Consider the following 20,688-nt stretch of genomic DNA (forward strand, 5'->3'; position numbering starts at 1 on the left):
CAAGCCGCTCTACATGAGGTCTAGAAATATTGGTTCTTCAAATGTCAAATTAAGTTAGAAATTTTAGCTGCTCATCAGTGATTTGATTTACGAATGCCTCAAGTGGTGTTTGATAATTGAGACTTTTTCTGGGAATATGGTTCCGTCGACTAGCAACAGCCTGGACAAATTCATCTGATAGCTGGTCCATGATGAGATCATGGTGCAACCCATCCTTACGAAGTAAGTTGTTGGTGTTTTCATTCAACCCACGTTGATTGGGTGCTCCTACAGCGGCAAAGTAAATATTTAAATCAAACTGGTTAGCAATCGTTCGCCAACCGGCGAACTCCTTACCATTATCAAACGTGATGGACTTAAACAAGTGGCGTGGCAGCTTCGTCAACCAGGCTGCTAAACTACGATTGACGTTTTGTGATGACTTGGTATGTGAATTCAAAACAATTGCGACCTTGGTCTGCCGTTCAACCAGTGTGGTTACGGCACCCTGATGGTTTTTGCCTTGAACCGTGTCGCCTTCTAAATGACCGAATTCTCGTTTAAAATTAGGATAGTCCTGATAACGGGTTTTTAAATCTCTGCCCAATTGCCCAGCTTTTCCTCGTCGTTCAACGTACCCATTAGGGTGACGCTGACCATGCATGGGTAAATCTTTGGCGAACAAGCCAAAAGCATCATGTTTGAAAATGCGATATAGGGTTCGTACGCCGCAGCTAAAAGAACGTTCGTGGCGATTAATAATTGTATCTGGTTGCCACCCCGCTTGAATTTTGGCTTGGATATAAACCAGTTCATCAGGGGCTAGTTGAATGGGCTTACGCCCACAATGTTGTTTGTGCCGTCGATAATGTTGTTGGTAATCAATAAGCGTACCGCCAGCGTCAAGAAAACGATAGATGCGATAAACGGTTTCAGCACTCCGGTGGAGTGCTGGTGCTACTCGGTAAGCCTTTTTATTGAGCTTCCAAAAGGAATAAATTGTAGTGAGTTCGTCTATGGTAAGATGAGTATAGGTCATTTGTGATCAGCCTTTCTTTTGATTTCAACACTCAAAAGTCTATCACAAATGGCTTTTTAAATTTCTAACTTAATTTTACAAACAGGGGTTGATTATTGGAAGGAGATAGTGTGCATGAATCCCACGACGTATTGGATTTGGTATCCAGGAGATTTTTCGATTCATCAGGGAATGCTACAAAACTTTGCTAGAGAAGAGCGAGGGATGGGGTGGCCGGCATATTGGTATATTGATGATTGCAACCGGAATGTGAAATTTTCACGAACTTACAACTTGGATAAGCCCACCGAATTCAAGGTATATGCTCACGGAACCGGTTATGTTGATATTAATGGCAACAAGCATCGGTTGGGAGAGTCCCTGAAATGTGATCCAGGCCGAAACGTTATTACTATCTTTGTCGGCAATACTACTGGACTTCCTTGTGTGTATATTGATGGAACAGTGATTAAGTCAGACAATGGTTGGCAGGCTAGTAACTTTGTATCAACTTTCTCCGCTGGTAATGACCCATTGTTTACAAAAAAAGATCAAGATCCAAATGTGATTGAGTATCAGAAGATTAAGGTTCAGCCAGCAAGGATTCAAGAAATTAATAATGGTGTTTTATTTGACTTTGGACGAGCTGTGAACGGTAGTTTAAGATTAAAACTTCATCAATCTGATAAAGTGACCATTTGCTATGGGGAATCACAGACTGAAGCTTTAGATGTCGGAATGTGCTATTACAAACAGGATGATGTTGACGAGAAATCAGTCATCCGCAGAAGAGCATTTCGATTTGTATTTATACCTAATGTGAAGAAAAATCAAGTTGCATTAATCGCCATTCATGAGTATGTTCCTAAGAACAATATCTCAGAGTTCAAAACTGATAATCAGTTAATCAATAAAATTTGGGATATTTCAACGGAAACACTAAACTTGTGTAGTGATGTTTTCTTCATTGATGGCATTAAGCGTGACCGTTGGATATGGGCTGGAGATGCATATCAAGCTAACTTCATTAATCAATATTCATTCTTCAATGAAGATGTTGATAAGCGGACGCTGCTTGCTCTAAGAGGACAAAATGACATTAAACAGCATATGAACACGATTGTTGATTACTCTATGCTTTGGGTCATAGGTGTTTTAAACCACTATGAAATGACTGGTGATACGAACTTTTTAAAGATGGTTTTCCCAAAGATGGAAAGCATGGTTCAATACTTTATCACTCAAACTAATGAAAAAGGATTTATTTATGGTCGTAAAAATGACTGGATCTTTGTTGATTGGTCTGAAATCGACAAAGAAGGCACAGTTGCGGCAGAGCAGGCATTACTGATTGAAGTTTATAAAACCATGATTACCTGTGGCTCAGTGCTTGATAAGCCTATTGGAAAATACCAGGTACTACATGATCAGCTTCTAGGAAACTTCATTGAATACTTTTGGAGTTCACAAAAAGGGGCATTTATTGACAGTTATGAGTCTGGTAAGTGCCACGTTACTCGGCATGCAAATATTTTTGCTATTCTATTTGATCTGATTGACGATGATAAAAAGCAGTCGATTCTCAACAACGTGTTGCTGAATGATGGTATTCTCCAGATTACGACGCCATATTTTAAATTCTTTGAACAAGACGCTCTCTGCAAGATGGGGCATCAGGATATCGTTTATAAAACTATTGTGAATTATTGGGGTGGCATGCTTAATAACGATGCCGTGACTTTTTGGGAAGAATATGATCCCACCAAATCGGGTAAGGATATGTATGCAATGTATGGTGACCCATATGGGAAGAGTCTATGCCATGCATGGGGTGCAAGTCCGATTTATCTCCTAGGAAGATATTTTGTTGGGCTGTATCCCACACGGCCGGGATATCGTGAATTCAATATTGAACCTAACCTAAGTAATTTTAAGAAACTGCACGTAGTATTACCAGTTAAGAGTGGTAAAGTAACCGTTGAAAAAGATGGAGAGAATCTTTCGGTAATTGCTACCAGGGATGGTGGGACTTTGATTGTAGATAATCATAAATATGCTTTAGCTGCCAATAAGGAGTTGTCAGTTCAGTTGAAGTAAATTAGTGTGATTTAGATACGCGTCCATTATCACTAAACGCCCGAGTAAACATTGGCTTTGGATTGATATGTATATGACATTTTATCTATTCTATGGCTTGTTAATTACGTGTTACTAACATCTCTTGAAATTTGTGAACAAATGAACTAGTGTGATCTTTGTATTAAAAAATTTTTTTCGTGAAAGGATATGTTATCAGTTGGCAAAGGAATATTCATTTCTAAAAAACTTTACTTTTAAGAATGGCGTAACAATTAAGAATCGAGTTGTGATTCCTCCGATGACGGAAGTTTCAAGCTTTGAGGATGGCTCAATTTCAACGGATGAACTAAAATATTTACAAATGCGTGCAGGTGGTGTTGGACTGTTTATCTCTCCAGTTGCTAACGTATCAGAAAACGGGAAAGGTTTTGAAGGTGAACTGTCAATTACAGATGACCGCTTCATACCTGGACTTACAAAAGTTGCCTCCGCAATGAAGCTTGGTGGTTCTAAAGCCGTATTACAGATTTTTCATGCTGGTCGAATGTCTAATTCGAAGATACTTCGTGGGGCCCAACCAGTTAGTGCCAGTGCTGTAGCCGCAGAAAGGCCTAATGCTGAGACTCCAAAAGAACTTTCGAATGAAGAAATTGAAGGTATTATCAATGACTTCGGTGAAGCAACTCGAAGAGCTATTCAAGCAGGATTCGATGGTATTGAGTTGCATGGTGCAAACACATACTTGTTACAGCAATTTTTCTCACCGCATTCAAATCGTCGGACTGATAAGTGGGGTGGCTCATTAGAAAATAGGATGCGGTTCCCACTGGCAGTTATTAAGTCAGTCCATGATGCCGTTGAAAAATTTGCAGATCGTCCATTTTTAGTCGGATATCGAATTTCTCCAGAAGAAATTGAAACTCCAGGAATTAGGATGACTGATACATTGAAATTTATTGATGTTTTAGCCAATCAGTCTATCGATTATCTTCATGTATCAATGGGGTATGCTTGGCGGACATCATTAAATGACAAATCTGATACTGAGCCGTTGATTTTGAAAATTAAGAAGCAGTTGAATGGACGTTTACCTTTGATTTGTGTTGGATCAGTTGAGACACCAAAGGAAGCAGCTAAAGTTACTGATAAAGGAATTGAAATGGTCGCAATCGGCCGAGAAATTCTTCGAGAGCCTAAATGGGTACAAAAAGTCGAAAATGACGATGAAGGTAGCATTCGCTATACTATTTCTGAGCAAGACTTGGATGATTTAGGAATCACTCAACCAATGTGGAATTTCTTAATTTTCAGATTGAAATCAGCAATGCACATCTCAAATCAGCCTGATTATAATCCAGAGCAGTTTAAGAATAAGCTTGCACCGCATGAAGGTGCATAGAATGCTGATTGTGTAAGTTTGTAAAAAGGGTTCATAATTTATCATTAATTACGATGTAATATATAATAATGACTGGCCAATTTCTCTGTATTCGTTGAGGAATTGGCCTTTTGCATAAGAAAAAAACTCCCGATAATTTTGGGAGTTGGAATAAATCAAATTATAATGTTAAATTAGTCATCCACCGAATGCCGCTCACCAATCTGATACTGGTCAGCATGCTCGAACATATATTTTACAGTATGGGGTTTTCTACCCACTATTCGTTGGAAGTCGGCAGATTGGATTTTCATCTGACCATTTCTGATTGATTGTCCAAAGGTGACCATACCTTCTGATGAGAATGGAGCTGAGGAACCTTTCTTGAATTCTCCTTCAGTGGTCCGAGGGACTCCCATTTTGTCGAAGATTGCGTATTGTTCATCATCGGAAACCTCTTGATATTTCACGGAGTTTTCGGTTATCTTGTTACCAATGTTGATCAAATCAGAAATGGTTAATTGTTCTGGACCATTAATGTTTAGAATGGCATGATGGAGATAGGGATTCGATATGGCATGAGCGGCTGCAATCGCACAGTCTTCACGAGAAATGTATGCCATTTTACCATCTGCTTGGTTATTTGCCAATACACCAGAGTGGGCGATCGCAAAATAATTGGTGATCATAGCTTCAGCATATTGTGAATTGCGCAGGAAGATGTAATCTAAATCAGTGGTCTCAATGTATGATTCTGTCCAGGCATGATCGATTTTTTCAATGCTGGGCATCATTGGATCAGTAGCATTGACCAACGAAGTATAAATGATTTTCTTCACATTTGCTTTAACACAGGCATCAACGACATTTTTATGTGCTTGGCGTCTTCTTTCGCCGACAAATGGCATTGAAATGAGTAGGACTGTATCTGCGTTTTCAAAAGTCGATGCTAATCCACTGACATCATTGAAGTCGGCCGTAGCAGTTGCAATACCAGCTTCTGAGAACTTTTCCAGCTTATTTGAAGTCGGAGCCGTGAACAGCAAATCTTCTTTAGGGATGAGCGATTGAATTGTATCTGCAACAATCCTTCCAAAGTTACCATCTACACCTGTTACAATATTCTTAGTCATTATGACATCCTCCTTGATAATTATTTCACATAAAGTGTAACACAAGGATGCCACAACTCTGAACTCAAATCAGTCGCCCTCCCCAACGTAAAGCTAGTCAAAGGAAGTCACAGATTATGGACGAAAAGCTCAAGTATTTCTTATACGCAGCACAAACCCTCAGTTTTAAGAAAACAGCTGAACATTTTTATGTATCTGCTACTGCGGTTAGTAAAGGTGTGTCTAATTTGGAAACTGAAATTGGTGTTAAGCTGTTTGATCGGCACAACAATTCAATTGAACTGTCCAAAGCAGGTAGGGCCTTCTATGAGGACACCAAGTTCTTGCTAACCGATTATCAAAATGCAGTGGCTGTTGCTCAAGGTGTGACTAGACGTTCTAAGCTGGCGATCACCGTTGGATTTTCCAGTATTTATGAAGCTAATTTTTTATCGTATTTGTTAAATGGTTACTTGAGAAATCATTCCGATGTTGAAATCAGACTGAAGCATCGAAGTATTGAACAGCTAGAGCAGGCGGTAGCGGACGGAACAATTGATGTAGCGTTCACTTTTTCAGATGTGGAACAGAAAATCCCCATCCATTCGGAGGTATTGTACACGGGAAACTACGTTGTTGGTATTTCATCTCAAAATCTCATTTCCAGGGAAGAAGAAATTACCCCGGAACAACTTGCTCATCAAACGGTTGGGCTATACAGCCAATATAGTTCTGAGTTGGCTGAAAAATTATTTATCAAAAGTCTCACGGATCGCGGATTTACCGTTGTTGATGTTCAACAATTTGAGTCTTATGAATCACTGATGTTGGCTGTTTCACTGAATCAATGTGTGCTATTTATTCCAGAGATTTTTACCAACAACTGGAATTTTCCTGGAATTAGCTTTGTGGATATAAAACCGAAGTTTGATACTTATGAGTTTGTTGTGTTGACAAGAGAAACCCATGGCGAACAGGTAACAACGTTAGTGTCTTACATCGAGAAAAATATAGATAAGTTTATTTGAATATTTGCTAGGAATGTAACGTTATCCAAGTGAATTCAGAAAATGGATATTCAAATAAATAATTGATTAGGAATAATTGCTTTATGCCCCTTGACATATGCCGGGCCTAAACAAATAATAGGTTTATTAAATGTTGGAGGGTGTTTTCATGAAACATGTATTAATTGGATCAATCGTTTTAGGTGCCGCATTATTGGCATTTCCCTTTTCATCTGGTACTGCACAGGCCAAGGTAAAGAAGCTGCCAACGGTGACTACATATAGCCCTAGTTACAACAAGGTCAAATTTAATTACACCAGTCGTTCAACAAAAAGTTTCAGTGTTACTAAAGCGTTTCCTGACAATAATGACAACGTAAAAATGAAATTGACAAAACTTGCATATTATAAGTTGAAACCTAAACATAATAAGCGAATTCTTGTAAGAGCATATTTTCACATTACAACCACTAAAGCAGATCAATTAGGGATCTTTTCATATGACTTTTATAATAAGCCATACCTGAATACTTCTAATGGTAATCGCTTGTATCAAAGCGGAATGAAAGAGCTGTATGGAAGTATCCAAATGAACGGTAAGGATGTTGCTAATACCCATGTTGATTTTCTTAGCAGTAAGGTGATTCCATTTGCTAACTTTAATAGTGGAGAAATTCATTTTAATTTTGAATTTGACACTGATTTGAATGAATTTCCGTTTAGCTAATATATAACTATAAAGTAAAGAACAAGAAACGACTGTCTCCTTAACTCGGGAAATGGCCGTTTTTTATATAGCTATTTCAGATAGGTGGTTCTAATTTGGGTTATGTTATTTTAGGTAACTCTAAGGTGTTGTTTTGGGATAATTTTGAATTAACGATTATGTATAAATACAGTCGATATCCAAAACTAATGGCAGTATAATTACCCTAACAATGATTAAGCCCCTAAAAAGGTATGTGCTTCGTACAGCCATCAAATTCTGGTTCATTTAGATAACTCATGCCAAAACTATAATTAAGGAGAATAACAACTTGACTACGCCTAAAGAGATTTTGATAAACAATATGGAAAAATTTGCTCATATCGTCGGTGGCGAATATCGTAAATCAAATTTATTTGTTACCAGAGCAAGTGTTGATAAGGATTTAACAGCAGATCCAGATACAAATTATAATTTCATTTCCTTGATTCGACCTGACCAACAGCCAAGTGGTCCTTATTCAGGAATCTCCATCAAAGTCAATCCTGGAGAGAAGCACTATCGATTATCGTTAGACATTGGTAGTGAAGGATTTGGGGATGACTATCAACTCGTTGCTACACCAGGTATTCGGCGTAAGTTTGTTGAATTGCAAAGTCGAATTCATCAATATTCTGAAAACAACGAGAAAAACATTAGTTGTTTTTGTGCACTTAATTTTACTGATGACTCCAGCAAACCAGAACTTAAGAAAATGGAGACGGAATATGCGGACGATCATTTAGATAGTCACCCAATGGATCTATTTGCTGTCTTTGTTGATAAACCAACCCTTAGGGAAACTTCTACAAATGAGAATGAAGATTTCTGGAAAATTTATAAATTTATGATTGCGATATACGCTGAACTTCGAAATTGGCCCTCAAACAAGTCGCAACGAAAACATGTCCGTCTTTTTGAAACTGTATTACCAGATGATACAGCAGATGCAAAGTCCGAGTTGTCGGCGGTCAAACAACTTCTAGAGGATCGACGCTATGTGGTATTGCAAGGGGCTCCTGGTACTGGAAAAACTTTTCTAACGTCAAAAATTGCCAGTGAATATCAAAAAAACGTTGTATTTACCCAGTTTCATGCAGAAACATCCTATTCTGATTTTGTTGGCGGATATCAACCAATTGAAATTGATGGTCATTTATCCTATAAGTACCAAGAAGGGCCTTTAATTAAAGCAATTAGAATGGCTCTGGCAGCTAAGGACCGTCCCACATTGTTGATCGTGGATGAAATTAATCGGGCTAATTTGAGTAATGTTTTAGGCGAGTCATTCTATTTGTTTGAAACAACCGGGATTATTGATCGCCCTAGAATTCAACTGGGTGAATCTGATGGTACTAGTCATGAACCATTATATTTAAAACATTTACCCTTGAATTTACACTTTAAGTGCAACACTAATTAAATAAAGAATGGCCCATGGCCAAATTTCTGTAAAATGATGTTTGCGAAAACAATCATGAAAGGAATTTAGCCATGGATCACTACAAGCATATTACCATAGATGAACGGGAAACTATCTTTTTAATGAGGAATCATGGAAACTCACTTCGTGAGATTGCCAGCCATATCAAGAAAAGTTACTCAACCATTTCTCGAGAATTAAGCCGTAATTCTACTGGTAAATCCTATTCACCTTCGAAGGCTCAGGAGAAGTACAAACAGCGCAAAGGCAACTGTGGCAGAGTCTCTCTTTTGAGTAATCCTCAGGTGTTTGAAGTGGTGAGAGAACACTTCTGCGAAGACCTTTGGTCTCCGGAGGAAATATCGAATCGCTTGGCAGTCGAAAAGTATCCGGTGCAGATCAGTACCATGACTATTTATCGTGGGATTTTCAATGGCTTATTTGATAATTTGTTTAAATCTGGCAGCTCTAGTGCCGTGCGCCATCTAAGGCATCACGGCAAGTCTCGCCACAATAAAGCTTATCAAGAAAAGCGAGGCAAGATTCCAATCCCCAACAAGATTCATGATCGTCCGCGAGAAGCTGACAACCGTGTAGAAATTGGTCACTGGGAAGGTGATACCGTGTTAGGCAAAAGCGGAAAGGCTTGTGTCGTTACATTGGTTGATCGAAAATCTCGTTACCTGCTTATTGGTAAGGCTGCTAAAAGAACTTCAGAAGCAGTCACGGATACTTTGAGCGACTTAATGAAGCTATGGCCTGGTAGATCGTTAACGATTACCCCGGATAGGGGTAAAGAGTTTGCCAAAGTTCAATGTTTAACTGATAAGTTTGGTACGCCCTTCTACTTTCCCGATCCTCACTCTCCTTGGCAACGAGGAACTAACGAAAATACTAACGGCTTGCTTCGCGAATATTTGCCAAAAGGAACTGACCTTGATTCAATTACTGACCGCCGGATACAAGCATATGCAGAACAAATGAATAATCGTCCCCGTAAATGTCTCGGATGGAAAACGCCTTATGAAATATTCTTTAATGTAGTGTTGCACTTAATTTGACAATTCAAGCCATATAATTTACGTGTTGTTGCGACAATGAACACCGCGGACCGTTCTTTAGCTGTTATTGACTTCGCATTAAGACGACGATTCGCGTGGTATACAATGATGCCTATTGAACTTTCAGATAAGGATTTAGAGGATAACGGGTCATTTCATAAAGAGGAATTTGAAAGAATTCAATCAATTTTTGAAATGTATGCGACTAGTGATGAGATGTTGATGCAGCCTGGTCAGGCATATTTCATTACGAAGGCCGGCCAAAGCTTTAGTAGCAGAGTAAAATATGAACTCTTGCCGTTGATTCGTGAGTATCTCGACAATGGATTTTTATCTAGTGCAGCTGACCAATTTAATCAATTCTTTGTTGACGAAATTAACGAGCCGATTTATTTATGATGGGGTGAAGGTTTATGAGTAAAGATAAGCATGTTTCAATCATTCAACTCCAAACTTTTTCAAACCAATTATACACACTTCCATCTGCCGTCCTTAATGATCCAAGATATTCCAATGAATCAAATGATAGATTTATCCGGTTGAACAAGCGAGCTTTCCAGTTTTTAAATATTGAAGCATTTAACGAAAATGGTCAAATACATTTAAAGGCAAACGAATTAATTGGTGCTATTCCGATTAGAATGCCTGATAAAGGTAAAGATAAGTACGTTACTGACCTAATTGTTAAGCCTAGGTATCAAAGTAATGATAGTAACAGTCGTGATTGGTTTCAGTGGACGTATCAACTGGCAGAATTTTCGCAATTTACTCTTGCTCCAGAAAAAGATACTTTAATGCCACTTATGAGATTGCATGGGACCCCGGCGCCGCAATATCTCCTTGCACGCGAAGTGATTTTAGAGTTTGTATCAGTAGTTAATGAGCATTCGTGGCGTCGCTTTGAGAGTTTAGAAAGAATTGCAAAAAGGCCAGTGGGTAACGTTGACTGGAATCATTACGCAGTCAGAAGTGCCATTCCTCAGAATCGCCTATTATTTAAAACAAACACTAATTCAATTTCAGAAAACAACCAAGAATTTCGAAAAGCTGTGGCATGGTTAAATTTTGCTGTTTCAGAAATTCATTCATATTCAACACCGGTACAAATTAGGGTCTCACTCGAGCCGATCATCCATAACATTCAAAGGAAACTTTCGTTGATTGACATAACTATTAGCAGACAACCCGCACCTCAAATATTCAAACCATATTCATCCGATTCAATTCATTTGCGTAAATTGAAAAGGGCCTTAAATGCTCTGATCAAGAACAAATCAGAATCAAATTTCGCTTGGAGAATTGATTTTTCTCAATTATATGAAAGCTATGTTCAAGCCACTGTGTCCAGGGCCTTAGACACATCTGAAAATAACAAGCGGATTCCGAAATCTTTTATTAGCGGTTATCATTCTAAAGTAACCAGACTTTTTCCAAAGTACTTGGAACCAGATATTGTGGCAAGAATTGGTCAAGTTCCCATCATCATTGATGCCAAATACAAGTCTTATTTTTTTCCAAGGGAAGGAGAAAGCAAGGATTCCCAAAAGGAACGTTTACGATCTGATGTTCACCAAATTATTGCGTACACGAGCATGACCAACAGTAAAATTGCGATTTTGATTGCACCAAGCATGGGTGATATGTCTTTCGAGTTGGTTCAATACAGCGAGATATTTGTTGGAATAGTTGGATTGCCATTAGATTGGATAAGGGCAAATGATTATTCTCATAGGTTTCGGAAGTTTGTCCAAAAAATAGTTGGGCGGTTGATAGATTAAAATTTTTTAATTAGGTAGATTGCAAATTTAATCCGAATTTTTGGACAAATTTGTCAGCATAACCTGATACGGTGTTTGCCAGTCGAGTATTTTAAGCGGTCGCTGGTTAATTTGGAGTAACGTCGTCGTTAAATCTTGAGCACTAATGTGCTCAAAACGAGTCCCTTTAGGATAAAAATAACGTAAATTCCGATTAAAGCGTTCATTACTACCACGTTCAGCTGGAGTATAAGCATGGCAGTAATAGGTCTTAATACCATATTGTGATTCAAGTGATACTAGCCCACTAAACTCAGTGCCACGGTCCACAGTAAAGCTGTGCACCGGACCATTAAAAGTGGTTAGGAACTTAGTTAGTGCTTCATTAACAGTCGCTGTCGTCCGATCTTTTAACCGGTATGCCCAAAGGAACCGTGATTTTCGATCGATTAAAGTTAATAAAACTGCCTTACTATGCCCACGAGGACCAACGACTGTATCTAGTTCAAAATCGCCGATGCGATTACGTTGATTAATCATCATGGGACGCTGTTCAATTGATCGCCCCAAAGATTGATTATATTTGGATCGTTGGTCAACGTTACGCCGTTGGCGTACGCCATGTTCAGGTAGATCATTCAAGGAGAAACCAATTCTCCCCTGATTTAGCCAATTATAAATAGATTTAGTAGCTAGTTTAAATTCGTGAGCAATCATTCCTGGTGACCAGCTTAGACGTAAATGGTTGAGAATTTTTTGCTTTAACTCATCGCTCAGCTTAGTTTTCCGACCACATCGTGATCGCTTGTATTCGGCATCTGTTTGTGCTAATTCAGCCTGATAAGGTTGACATCGAGATAATTCATAAGAAATTGTTGACGGTGATCGGTTCAGCCGAACGCCCATTTGGATATTGGACAGCCCTAGTTCACAAAAGGTTTCGATTTTAATTCGTTCGGAATAGGTTATACTAGACAAAAGATCAGCTCCTAAAAGATGGGTTTGTGGTAAACACCATTTTAAAGGAAGCTGATCTTTTTTGTCCGAACAGCGTTCGGATTAATTTTACAATCTACCATTAGGATAATTAAGCAAGATAACAATAATGTTTTGAAGTATGCAATTTACAAAGGTGCTTATGTGAAACGAATCAATTTGTTTCACATAAGCATTTTTTTGTCTTTGGAATTTTTAAAATAATACGTTTGTATGTTGACCGTTTTGTATGGGAGTATGTCAGATCACAATGTTTGAATTAATCTTGTCTATCATAGAAATTTTAGCCTTTCAGGGACCGTTCAAACACCTCAGCTAAAGTTTCATTTATGTCAGCAAATTTTTTATTCAATATTAATCGCCGGAAATCATGAAAACTAATGTTTTCAGTTTGTTTTAAAGGAATCGCTGCAGCTGCAATATCAAGGCAAGTCGTTGTTTTTAAAGTTAAAGTAGAATGGCGATTAAGCCGAACGCTATAATCTTCAAAGTATTCATGAGTTTCATAGGATCCGTTGAGACTTTTGTTGGTCAAAAAATAGTTTTTAAGGTAGTTTTCAAAGGCTGTATCTGAGGATAATGATTGTTTAAAAGTTTTTGGTGTCATAGATTGCACTCCTAATTATTAGTATTGTAAAGTTCAAATTCATTTTCGTGTAATTGTTCAATTCCAATATTACTTCATTTTTTTAATAATGCAAACGTGAAAACAGCTTGAAAGCGTTATCTGACAGTGATTTGGTATGTGTATATGTATTACCTGGTGTGCAGAATGTGTGTTTAAGTCAAAAAAAGAGATGTTTTTTCACAAATGATTTTTTTAGAAGAACTTTGTCAGTAAATAACGATGTTTGGTGGATTGTTTGGCATGTGAAATTCAATAAAACCTCAAAAAACTGTTCACGTGTGCATTTAAGTGTGGTATAGTTGTAAGCGTTAACAAAACAAGTTAAGTTGATTGCTAACAAACGAAGGCCTCGTTTAAAACTATATTAAATTAAACTTCGGAGGTGTGTCATGGAAAGTACTGCTGCAAAAACTAGCGTTTCGAACAGTGAGGCAAAAAATCATGATGACAATTTGATGAATGACTCATCAAAACGAATACCTATACATCAAAGAATTGCATATGGATTTGGCGACTTTGGAAATGGATTTATGTTTGACCTTGGCCAATCATATTTAACTAAATTTTGGATTGACGGTGTTGGACTTGGCGCAGGGGTTGTTGGTGGTATCTTTGCTTTTACCAAAATATTTGATGCGTTTATGGATCCAATTGCTGGTTCCGTTGTTGATAATCGTAAGAAAATTGGGAAACGTGGTAAATTCCGTCCTATTATGATGATCTCAGCTATTGTTTTAGGGATCTTGACCGTAATTACATTCATGATGCCAACTGGATTGTCAATGACTCAGAAGATCATATACGCGTACGCAGCGTACATGATTTGGGGATTAGTTTATTCCTTTACGAATGATCCATATGGTTCTTTGGCATCAGTTATGTCGCGGAATGTTCAGGATCGAAGCTTTATGGCAACCACACGACAGATTGGATCTGTTGGTGCTCAGTTTATTGCTGGAGTGGCCTTTATTCCGTTGACCGTTTTGATTGGTGGGAGCGATCAACGACTTGGTTACTTTTGGGCATCTGCTATTTTCGCCGTATTTGGTGTTTTAATGTTTGGCATCTGCTATTTGGGTACTAAAGAAAATGTTCACGTGAACAGAAACAAGAATGCCCAAAACGAAGGCTTCAAGGATTACTTCAAAGTTATTTTTAAGAACGGTCCACTGGGTGCATTAATCTTAATGACAATTTTTACTATTTCGGCTATGAATACCAACAATCAAATGATGGTTTTCTATGCTGAGTATAACTTAGGTAATATTGGCTTACAGCCAATTATTAATGCCATTATGATGGGGTGCTCAATTCTTGGAGTATTTATGATCCCAATGTTAACCAAACATTTCGGTCAAAAAAGAACTGCAATGGTTAGTTTTGTAATTGGAGCCGTTGCAAATTTATTGAACTTCATTTTACCTGATCACGTCGTTGTCTTCGTCATCTTAGTAACGATTGGATATACAGCATTAGCTATTCCAAACGGAATTACTTGGGCAATGGTATCTAATGCAATTGATTATGGGGAATGGCGCTCAGGAGTCAGAAAAGAAGGAATTACGTACGCTGCTTTTAATTTCTCAAGAAAAATTGCTCAATCGATCGCAGCCTTGGTATCATCAGGAATTTTAGCCTTAACAGGTTATGTTGCTAATGCTCACCAAAGTGCTGGTGCTCTTCGAGGAATTAAGGCTGCAATGACACTTTATCCTGGCATTTGCTTGGTTATCGCAGCTTTTGTTATTGGATTTCTTTATAAGCTTGATGATAAACGCTTTGGAAAGATCGCTAATGATCTGGATCACGGTCGTTGGGAAGGCGGCAAGATCGGTAAATAATTTGTTTATTAGGAACTTTAAAAATCACTAAACTAAACTGGAGGAATTATCATGAATTTAAATAATTTATTGGAAGATGTAAAGGAAATTTTGGAAGCAGACGGCACTTACACAAATCTTAGCAATAAAGAAATTTATGCCCCATCAATTCAGGTTGATCGAAGAAACGTTTACTTCATTCTTCATCACACTAATGAAAAGAACATTATTGAAAAGAGTTTGGTTGTTTATGAAAACCGCTCTACTGTTGGTGAATTCCAGGCTGAAGAAGTTTTGGAAGACCGTGATTCAACGTTACTGGTTGGTGAGCTAAACGAACAGAATAATGATGCATTGGCCAAGCGCTTTCAATGGATGCGGCCAACATCCCGAAGAAATTATAAATACACCTTCGGATTAGGTGATCGACTAGGTAATGCGTCAAATGCCCACTTACGTTTATTCAAAGGACGTGGCATCATGCCTGTCTTGGCACAACAATCAATTCGGGAATTAGTATTAATGCACCGAACCAATACTGATGTGTTCCAATCTGCTTCATGGGCCGTTTTTGAAGAAGGATTCACATACGGTTGGGGTGCAGATGGTGACCATGTTAAAACACCTTATGAGGTCGATTATGCAGTTAAAATTGGTTGCTCAATGATTACTTTGGATTGTACCGAAGAGATTAATAACGACATTGTTGAATTAAATGATGAAGAACTTGATAAGCGCTTTAACCAATTAGATCCTGACCAAATTAAATATTTTAATGATACTTATCTGAACAAAACCTTTAATTTAGGTGACGGGCGCTCCGTTAAGTTTACGAAACATGATGTTGAAGAGTCAGTTTTAACTTTTTATGATGCAATTTTGTTTGCTGCTGGAATTTACACCAAGTTCGTCGTTCCTTATAACTTGGACTTTGAAATTTCAATGGATGAAACACCTTACCAAACAACAAATCCCAACCATTACTTCTTTGCCAATGAATTAAATCGTCGCGGCATTACCCCTGTAACAATGGCTCCTCGTTTCTATGGTGAATTCCAGAAAGCCATTGATTACATTGGTGATACGAAACGTTTTGAGCGCGAATATGTTATCCATGAAGCGATTGCTGAACATTTTGGTTACAAACTCAGTATTCACTCAGGATCAGATAAACTTTCAGTTTATGAAATCATTGGCCGAGTTTCTAAGCAACATGGCTGGCATGTTAAAACAGCCGGAACCAACTGGCTTGAGGCTTTACGAGTAATCGCTCATAAGGATCCAAAATTCATGCTGGAACTTTACAAGTTCTCATACGAAAACTTAGATGATGTTAAAGATTTCTATGTATTCAATGCGCAAACTGACGGTACCGCACCAAAGCCTAAGGATATGAATACAGAAAACGTTATGGATCTGTTGGATAACGATGATGCACGTCAAATCCTTCATACTATGTACGGATCTATTATGAACTTGAAACATAACTATCACTATGTTTATCGCGACAAGTTCTGGACTATTTTATTGCAGAACCAAGCACTGTATGACCGTTACTTAAACATCCATATCGCAGAACATTTGGATCTTCTTCAGGGAATTGTCAAAACAAAAAAAGAAGCACGGGACAAATACGAACCCAAGAGTGACATCTCTAAAGAAAGCGCTCAAAAGCTTCAAACGACAGCAAACGATTAAAGAGGAGCGATTAATTGATCATGACTTTATTAAATGATGATTTCTTATTAGGCAATGATACAGCCAAAACGTTGTTCCATGACTATGCGGAAAAAATGCCAATTATCGATTTTCATTGCCATTTAAACCCCGAAGAAATTTATAAAAACAAGAATTATCCTAACATTACTCGTATTTGGCTTAATGAAGGAACATATGGTGACCATTATAAATGGCGCCTAATGCGGGCAAACGGGGTTGATGAAAAATATATTACTGGTGACGGTGATGAATACAAAAAGTTTATCGAATGGGCTAAAACGATCGAAAATTCCTATGGTAATCCATTATATGAATGGACTCATCTAGAATTGCGTAGATTCTTCCATATTGATCAGGAATTAACTGAGAAGTCGGCTCCTGAAATCTGGAAAAAAGCCAATGAATTGCTTCAAAAGGATGACTTTAAGCCGCGCAATTTAATTAAGAATTCAAATGTTCAGGTTGTTTGCACAACTGACGATCCAGCATCTGATTTGAAATATCACAAATTGCTCAAACAGGAAGAAGACCAAAGTGGTTTTAAAACATTGCCAGCAATGCGACCTGATAAGTTGATTCAAATTGATAGGGATTCATTCGGTGAATACTTGCAAACCTTGAGTAAAGTTTCGGGTGTGGAAATTCAAAACTTTAACGATATTATCAAAGCCATTCATCAAAGATTTGAGTTCTTTAACGAAATGGGGGGCCGTTTATCGGATCATTCTTTATTGACCTATCATTTTAAGGAAGCTAGCGATGGCGAATTGAATTCAATTGTTAATAAAGGGATTCAAAACCAGGCACTAAGTCAAGATGAAATAGATCAATATTTGACAATGCTGTTAGAAAACTTGATGAAGCTTAATACTGAGTTTAACTGGACTATGCAATTCCACGTCAATTCAAATCGTGATCTTAATCGACCAATGTTTGACAAGCTCGGTCCTGATACTGGTTATGATGCCGTGGGAACTCAGCCTGATATTGTAACTCATTTGACCAAGCTGTTTACAAAAATGCAAGATACTGATAATGTTCCTAAGACTATTTTCTATTCATTGAATAACAATGATTGGATGCAGCTAGCAACCATGATGGGCTGCTTCCAAGGCGGGACGGTCCAAAAGCTCCAGCTTGGTGCCGGCTGGTGGTTTAATGATACAGCTGAAGGCATGGATGATCAGTTACGAATCTTTGCACAAGAAAGTTTGTTGCCACACTTTGTTGGTATGCTTACTGATTCTAGAAGCTTCTTATCTTATCCACGACATGAGTACTTCCGGAGGGTGCTTTGCAACTTCTATGGTAAGTTAGTTGAACAAGGACGAGTTCCAAATAATTCTGAAAAGCTTGGGAGAATTGTTCAGGATATTTCATATAACAACGCACGAAATTACTTTGGTTTCTTAGACTAGGGAAATTGTTTAACTAAAAATAAATAGGTTTACGAAGAGGGTGGCATCATACTTTGCCACCCTCTTTATAGTATAATTAATAGTACTAGTAAGCTTGACGTAATTGGCTGATAACGCGATAATTATTTCGATGAAATTAAGACTTGAGGAGGTGCTGGAGACATGCCAGAAATTGATAAGAATGAAAATGCAGTCACAATTTTGACCATTGCAAAGATGGCGAATGTTTCACATACAACTGTCTCCAGGGCCCTTAATGGGAGTTCGCTGGTCAAGCCTGCCACCCGGGATAAGATTACGAAGATTGCCAAACAGGTTGGATACGTGCCCAATTTAAGTGCAAAACGGTTGGTAACAAATCGTTCTTATATGATTGGTATCTTTTTCACCAATTTGGATACTGGTACATCAGCCAGCTTTTTAACTGAGGTTATCGAGCAGGCACAGGGTCTCCTACCCAAGGGTTATTCCCTGTCAATTAACAGTGTTGATAACGCGATGGATGAACAAGGGATTTCCGTTAGTAACTTTGATGGCATTATTGTGATTAGCCAGTCTGCTTCGGACGATGAATTCATTGAATATCTGCATAAGACCGGTATTCCCATTGTTGTTTTAAACCGAGTCATTAATCGTAATGACATTAATAACTATGCGGTCGGGGATGAACTTGGAGGTAAAATTGCAACTGAATATGCGATTCGCATGGGCCATCGTAAGTTTGCTCTCATTAAGGGGCTGAATAAATTTGAGTCGTCTGCTCATCGAACAAAGGGTTTTATGGATGCACTTGATGCTCATGATATTAAGGTGGATTCTGGGCTCGTTAAGCAAGGTGATTATCAGCCGAAGAGTGGGAATATTTTAATGCGTCAAATATTGTCTGGCGGTGATATCCCCAGTTGTGTTATTTGCGAAAATGATGATATGGCACTTGGTGCATTGAATGCCTGTATTGAATTGGGTTATCAAGTTCCGCGAGATATTTCAATTATTGGGTTTGATGATATGGGGTATTCTAAGTACTTGGTACCGCCGTTGACGACTGTTAGAAAGCCAACCTCCACAATTATTGGAATGGGAGTTTCTCGATTGGTTGAGATGATGGACAATAAGCAACATGATGACATTGAACAAAAAGTGGTTAATCCGGAAATCATTGTTCGAAGCTCAGTGCTCGATATGAATAAGATTCATTTTTCTAGTAAATAGGTTCTCAATAATCTGAGTGTAAGATTGAAAAGTCATTGCTTAAATTTGTTAACAAGGCCTACCATGTTAGTCACACACGGAGATCATGTAGAGGATTTAGTCTATACTTCAGTGACATCTTTTGATTAATTGCTTGAAGCATAGACATGCAGAAATTATTGGTTTGAGTCTGTCTAAGTTCTATAGTATCTATAGCATGGCAACGAATGGTAAAGATATTTAAAAATAGCGTGATAATCTATAGAAATGAGGTTGGGTATGATGGGGCAGGAGACCTTTTTGATCTTGAATCAACGCTCTGTAATAGATCTTTTCATTGATGGAGATGTATTTCCTTACATGACGGGAAATGAAATTCAAAATCTGGGAATTAAATTTGGTGTAGGTAATTTGAGTGGTAGTCGATGGCAAATGATGCAAACCATACTTTCAAGTTTGCATAATGAAAACGATATGACCAAATTTTTAGAATATTTTCTTTTGGTAATGAATATTAACAAAGCTGTCAAAGATGTCATTAAAAATAACCTCAAGGGGGAACCGCCCTACGAACAAACTGACAACATATTCGAAGAATGTGAAAAGAATAATAGGTATATTGCTCAAGTCATAAGGCAAGAATTGATCAGGAGGATCAATCTGGAGTTATCTGTATCAGGCAAAAAACTTGTGTATAATGGTAATACATTTGTTATGATTAATTCAAATGATCAAGCAAAGATAGTCGCTGATACTAGTAAGATCATTGATGATGATTACATAAAGAAACTTCTGGATAATTCCAAAGTGGACTTTAACAATAATGATCTAGATAGCATTGTTACAAAGTCAAGGACACTTATAGAATCAGTTTTCATTCAAATACTCCAAGATCAGCAGGTTGATTTTAAAGAGAATGGGGATATTGGGCAATATAGGAAAAAAGTAAATCTCATATTGGGGATAAAGCCGGATAACACTTGGAATCACTCTATTTTAACTATGGTAAGTGGGCTGAACAAAATTGTAGATGCAATTACTGACATGCGAAATAACAATAGTGACGCACATGGCTCGTCAAGCAGAGTCAAAATTCAACGGGCAGAAGCAGAACTAATATTGAATTCCGCAGTTACTCTGGCCACCTACTACTTGGGAATAAATAACCGTAACGAACGAACATAATATATTTTCATTTCAATTATAAATGATTTTGTAATTTGATGGATTAGTAGCTGAAGCATAAATGCACATCAAAAAGGCTAAATACTAGATTTGACCTTTTTATATATTGTTGACTAGAAATAGTTTAACTAACTAAAATAATTCAATTATCCACCATTTGAGCGCTTAGATT

The 20,688-nt window shown here is 37.9% G+C and carries 17 protein-coding genes; 13 read left to right on the plus strand and 4 right to left on the minus strand.

Features of this window, described 5'->3' with window-relative positions:
- Positions 1 to 49 precede the first annotated feature (49 nt).
- Positions 50 to 1,018, minus strand: coding sequence for an IS30 family transposase (locus DNL43_RS05260; RefSeq protein WP_054769923.1), 969 nt, complete (start codon positions 1,016 to 1,018; stop codon positions 50 to 52).
- A 114-nt stretch (positions 1,019 to 1,132) separates the two neighbouring features.
- Between DNL43_RS05260 and DNL43_RS05265 the strand changes: the two genes are divergently transcribed.
- Together DNL43_RS05265 and DNL43_RS05270 are read left to right on the plus strand one after the other, a co-directional pair.
- Entirely contained in the window at positions 1,133 to 3,094 is a 1,962-nt protein-coding gene (locus DNL43_RS05265) for an alpha-L-rhamnosidase-related protein (protein WP_056982829.1), read from the plus strand.
- Between the two features lie 199 nt (positions 3,095 to 3,293).
- Positions 3,294 to 4,475 carry an NADH-dependent flavin oxidoreductase gene (locus DNL43_RS05270; protein WP_056982831.1) on the plus strand — a complete coding sequence of 394 codons (1,182 nt, stop codon included), beginning with the start codon at positions 3,294 to 3,296 and terminating at the stop codon, positions 4,473 to 4,475.
- 173 nt (positions 4,476 to 4,648) lie between these two features.
- Here the strand turns inward: DNL43_RS05270 and DNL43_RS05275 are convergent, their stop codons facing one another.
- The gene (locus DNL43_RS05275; RefSeq protein ID WP_095347905.1) at positions 4,649 to 5,587 is read right to left on the minus strand and encodes an NAD(P)H-binding protein; all 939 of its coding nucleotides are present in this window, start codon (positions 5,585 to 5,587) and stop codon (positions 4,649 to 4,651) included.
- A gap of 116 nt (positions 5,588 to 5,703) precedes the next feature.
- Here DNL43_RS05275 and DNL43_RS05280 point away from each other — a divergent pair, with 116 nt between their 5' ends.
- The 6 genes from DNL43_RS05280 to DNL43_RS05305 all read left to right on the plus strand — a co-directional run bounded on the left by DNL43_RS05280 (position 5,704) and on the right by DNL43_RS05305 (position 11,580).
- Positions 5,704 to 6,594, plus strand: coding sequence for a LysR family transcriptional regulator (locus DNL43_RS05280; RefSeq protein ID WP_056982835.1), 891 nt, complete (start codon positions 5,704 to 5,706; stop codon positions 6,592 to 6,594).
- A 148-nt stretch (positions 6,595 to 6,742) separates the two neighbouring features.
- Positions 6,743 to 7,300: a hypothetical protein gene (locus tag DNL43_RS05285; protein ID WP_054769842.1), complete on the plus strand. Its 558-nt coding sequence runs from the start codon at positions 6,743 to 6,745 to the stop codon at positions 7,298 to 7,300.
- A 310-nt stretch (positions 7,301 to 7,610) separates the two neighbouring features.
- Complete coding sequence (locus DNL43_RS05290) at positions 7,611 to 8,741, plus strand: AAA family ATPase (protein WP_156645015.1); 1,131 nt, start codon at positions 7,611 to 7,613, stop codon at positions 8,739 to 8,741.
- 71 nt (positions 8,742 to 8,812) lie between these two features.
- Positions 8,813 to 9,802 carry an IS30 family transposase gene (locus DNL43_RS05295; RefSeq protein WP_020282189.1) on the plus strand — a complete coding sequence of 330 codons (990 nt, stop codon included), beginning with the start codon at positions 8,813 to 8,815 and terminating at the stop codon, positions 9,800 to 9,802.
- Positions 9,803 to 9,907: 105 nt separating this feature from the next.
- On the plus strand, positions 9,908 to 10,201 hold the full coding sequence (locus DNL43_RS05300) for a hypothetical protein (RefSeq protein WP_156645017.1): 294 nt from the start codon (positions 9,908 to 9,910) through the stop codon (positions 10,199 to 10,201).
- Positions 10,202 to 10,215: 14 nt separating this feature from the next.
- Complete coding sequence (locus tag DNL43_RS05305; RefSeq protein WP_056982840.1) at positions 10,216 to 11,580, plus strand: 5-methylcytosine restriction system specificity protein McrC; 1,365 nt, start codon at positions 10,216 to 10,218, stop codon at positions 11,578 to 11,580.
- 27 nt (positions 11,581 to 11,607) lie between these two features.
- Here DNL43_RS05305 and DNL43_RS05310 read toward each other — a convergent pair whose 3' ends face one another.
- Together DNL43_RS05310 and DNL43_RS05315 are read right to left on the minus strand one after the other, a co-directional pair.
- The gene (locus tag DNL43_RS05310) at positions 11,608 to 12,537 is read right to left on the minus strand and encodes an IS30-like element ISLpl1 family transposase (RefSeq protein WP_003561810.1); all 930 of its coding nucleotides are present in this window, start codon (positions 12,535 to 12,537) and stop codon (positions 11,608 to 11,610) included.
- A 301-nt stretch (positions 12,538 to 12,838) separates the two neighbouring features.
- The gene (locus DNL43_RS05315) at positions 12,839 to 13,162 is read right to left on the minus strand and encodes a hypothetical protein (RefSeq protein WP_056982785.1); all 324 of its coding nucleotides are present in this window, start codon (positions 13,160 to 13,162) and stop codon (positions 12,839 to 12,841) included.
- A gap of 410 nt (positions 13,163 to 13,572) precedes the next feature.
- On the opposite strand from DNL43_RS05315, the gene DNL43_RS05320 reads away from it, so the two are divergent.
- The 5 genes from DNL43_RS05320 to DNL43_RS05340 all read left to right on the plus strand — a co-directional run bounded on the left by DNL43_RS05320 (position 13,573) and on the right by DNL43_RS05340 (position 20,516).
- A complete protein-coding gene (locus DNL43_RS05320) occupies positions 13,573 to 15,024 on the plus strand; it encodes a glycoside-pentoside-hexuronide (GPH):cation symporter (RefSeq protein ID WP_056982787.1) in 1,452 nt (483 codons plus the stop codon).
- A 51-nt stretch (positions 15,025 to 15,075) separates the two neighbouring features.
- Positions 15,076 to 16,701, plus strand: a complete 1,626-nt coding sequence (locus DNL43_RS05325; RefSeq protein ID WP_056982789.1) for a tagaturonate epimerase family protein — start codon at positions 15,076 to 15,078, stop codon at positions 16,699 to 16,701.
- 20 nt (positions 16,702 to 16,721) lie between these two features.
- Positions 16,722 to 18,140: a glucuronate isomerase gene (gene uxaC / locus DNL43_RS05330; protein WP_054769674.1), complete on the plus strand. Its 1,419-nt coding sequence runs from the start codon at positions 16,722 to 16,724 to the stop codon at positions 18,138 to 18,140.
- 162 nt (positions 18,141 to 18,302) lie between these two features.
- The gene (locus tag DNL43_RS05335) at positions 18,303 to 19,352 is read left to right on the plus strand and encodes a LacI family DNA-binding transcriptional regulator (RefSeq protein WP_054769672.1); all 1,050 of its coding nucleotides are present in this window, start codon (positions 18,303 to 18,305) and stop codon (positions 19,350 to 19,352) included.
- A gap of 258 nt (positions 19,353 to 19,610) precedes the next feature.
- Positions 19,611 to 20,516, plus strand: coding sequence for an abortive infection family protein (locus DNL43_RS05340; protein ID WP_056982791.1), 906 nt, complete (start codon positions 19,611 to 19,613; stop codon positions 20,514 to 20,516).
- Positions 20,517 to 20,688: the final 172 nt, after the last annotated feature.

Origin of the sequence: Lentilactobacillus kefiri, assembly GCF_009739535.1 — a bacterium.
Taxonomy (GTDB): Bacteria; Bacillota; Bacilli; order Lactobacillales; family Lactobacillaceae; genus Lentilactobacillus; species Lentilactobacillus kefiri.

What these genes read in the sequence shown, in the direction of transcription:
- DNL43_RS05265 (WP_056982829.1), top strand. Translation starts at nt 1,133, where the DNA reads ATGAATCCCACGACGTATTGGATTTGGTATCCAGGAGATTTTTCGATT.
- DNL43_RS05275 (WP_095347905.1), bottom strand. Translation starts at nt 5,587, where the DNA reads ATGACTAAGAATATTGTAACAGGTGTAGATGGTAACTTTGGAAGGATT.
- DNL43_RS05280 (WP_056982835.1), top strand. Translation starts at nt 5,704, where the DNA reads ATGGACGAAAAGCTCAAGTATTTCTTATACGCAGCACAAACCCTCAGT.
- DNL43_RS05325 (WP_056982789.1), top strand. Translation starts at nt 15,076, where the DNA reads ATGAATTTAAATAATTTATTGGAAGATGTAAAGGAAATTTTGGAAGCA.
- DNL43_RS05315 (WP_056982785.1), bottom strand. Translation starts at nt 13,162, where the DNA reads ATGACACCAAAAACTTTTAAACAATCATTATCCTCAGATACAGCCTTT.
- DNL43_RS05295 (WP_020282189.1), top strand. Translation starts at nt 8,813, where the DNA reads ATGGATCACTACAAGCATATTACCATAGATGAACGGGAAACTATCTTT.
- uxaC (WP_054769674.1), top strand. Translation starts at nt 16,722, where the DNA reads ATGACTTTATTAAATGATGATTTCTTATTAGGCAATGATACAGCCAAA.
- DNL43_RS05300 (WP_156645017.1), top strand. Translation starts at nt 9,908, where the DNA reads ATGATGCCTATTGAACTTTCAGATAAGGATTTAGAGGATAACGGGTCA.
- DNL43_RS05260 (WP_054769923.1), bottom strand. Translation starts at nt 1,018, where the DNA reads ATGACCTATACTCATCTTACCATAGACGAACTCACTACAATTTATTCC.
- DNL43_RS05305 (WP_056982840.1), top strand. Translation starts at nt 10,216, where the DNA reads ATGAGTAAAGATAAGCATGTTTCAATCATTCAACTCCAAACTTTTTCA.
- DNL43_RS05320 (WP_056982787.1), top strand. Translation starts at nt 13,573, where the DNA reads ATGGAAAGTACTGCTGCAAAAACTAGCGTTTCGAACAGTGAGGCAAAA.
- DNL43_RS05335 (WP_054769672.1), top strand. Translation starts at nt 18,303, where the DNA reads ATGCCAGAAATTGATAAGAATGAAAATGCAGTCACAATTTTGACCATT.
- DNL43_RS05285 (WP_054769842.1), top strand. Translation starts at nt 6,743, where the DNA reads ATGAAACATGTATTAATTGGATCAATCGTTTTAGGTGCCGCATTATTG.
- DNL43_RS05340 (WP_056982791.1), top strand. Translation starts at nt 19,611, where the DNA reads ATGATGGGGCAGGAGACCTTTTTGATCTTGAATCAACGCTCTGTAATA.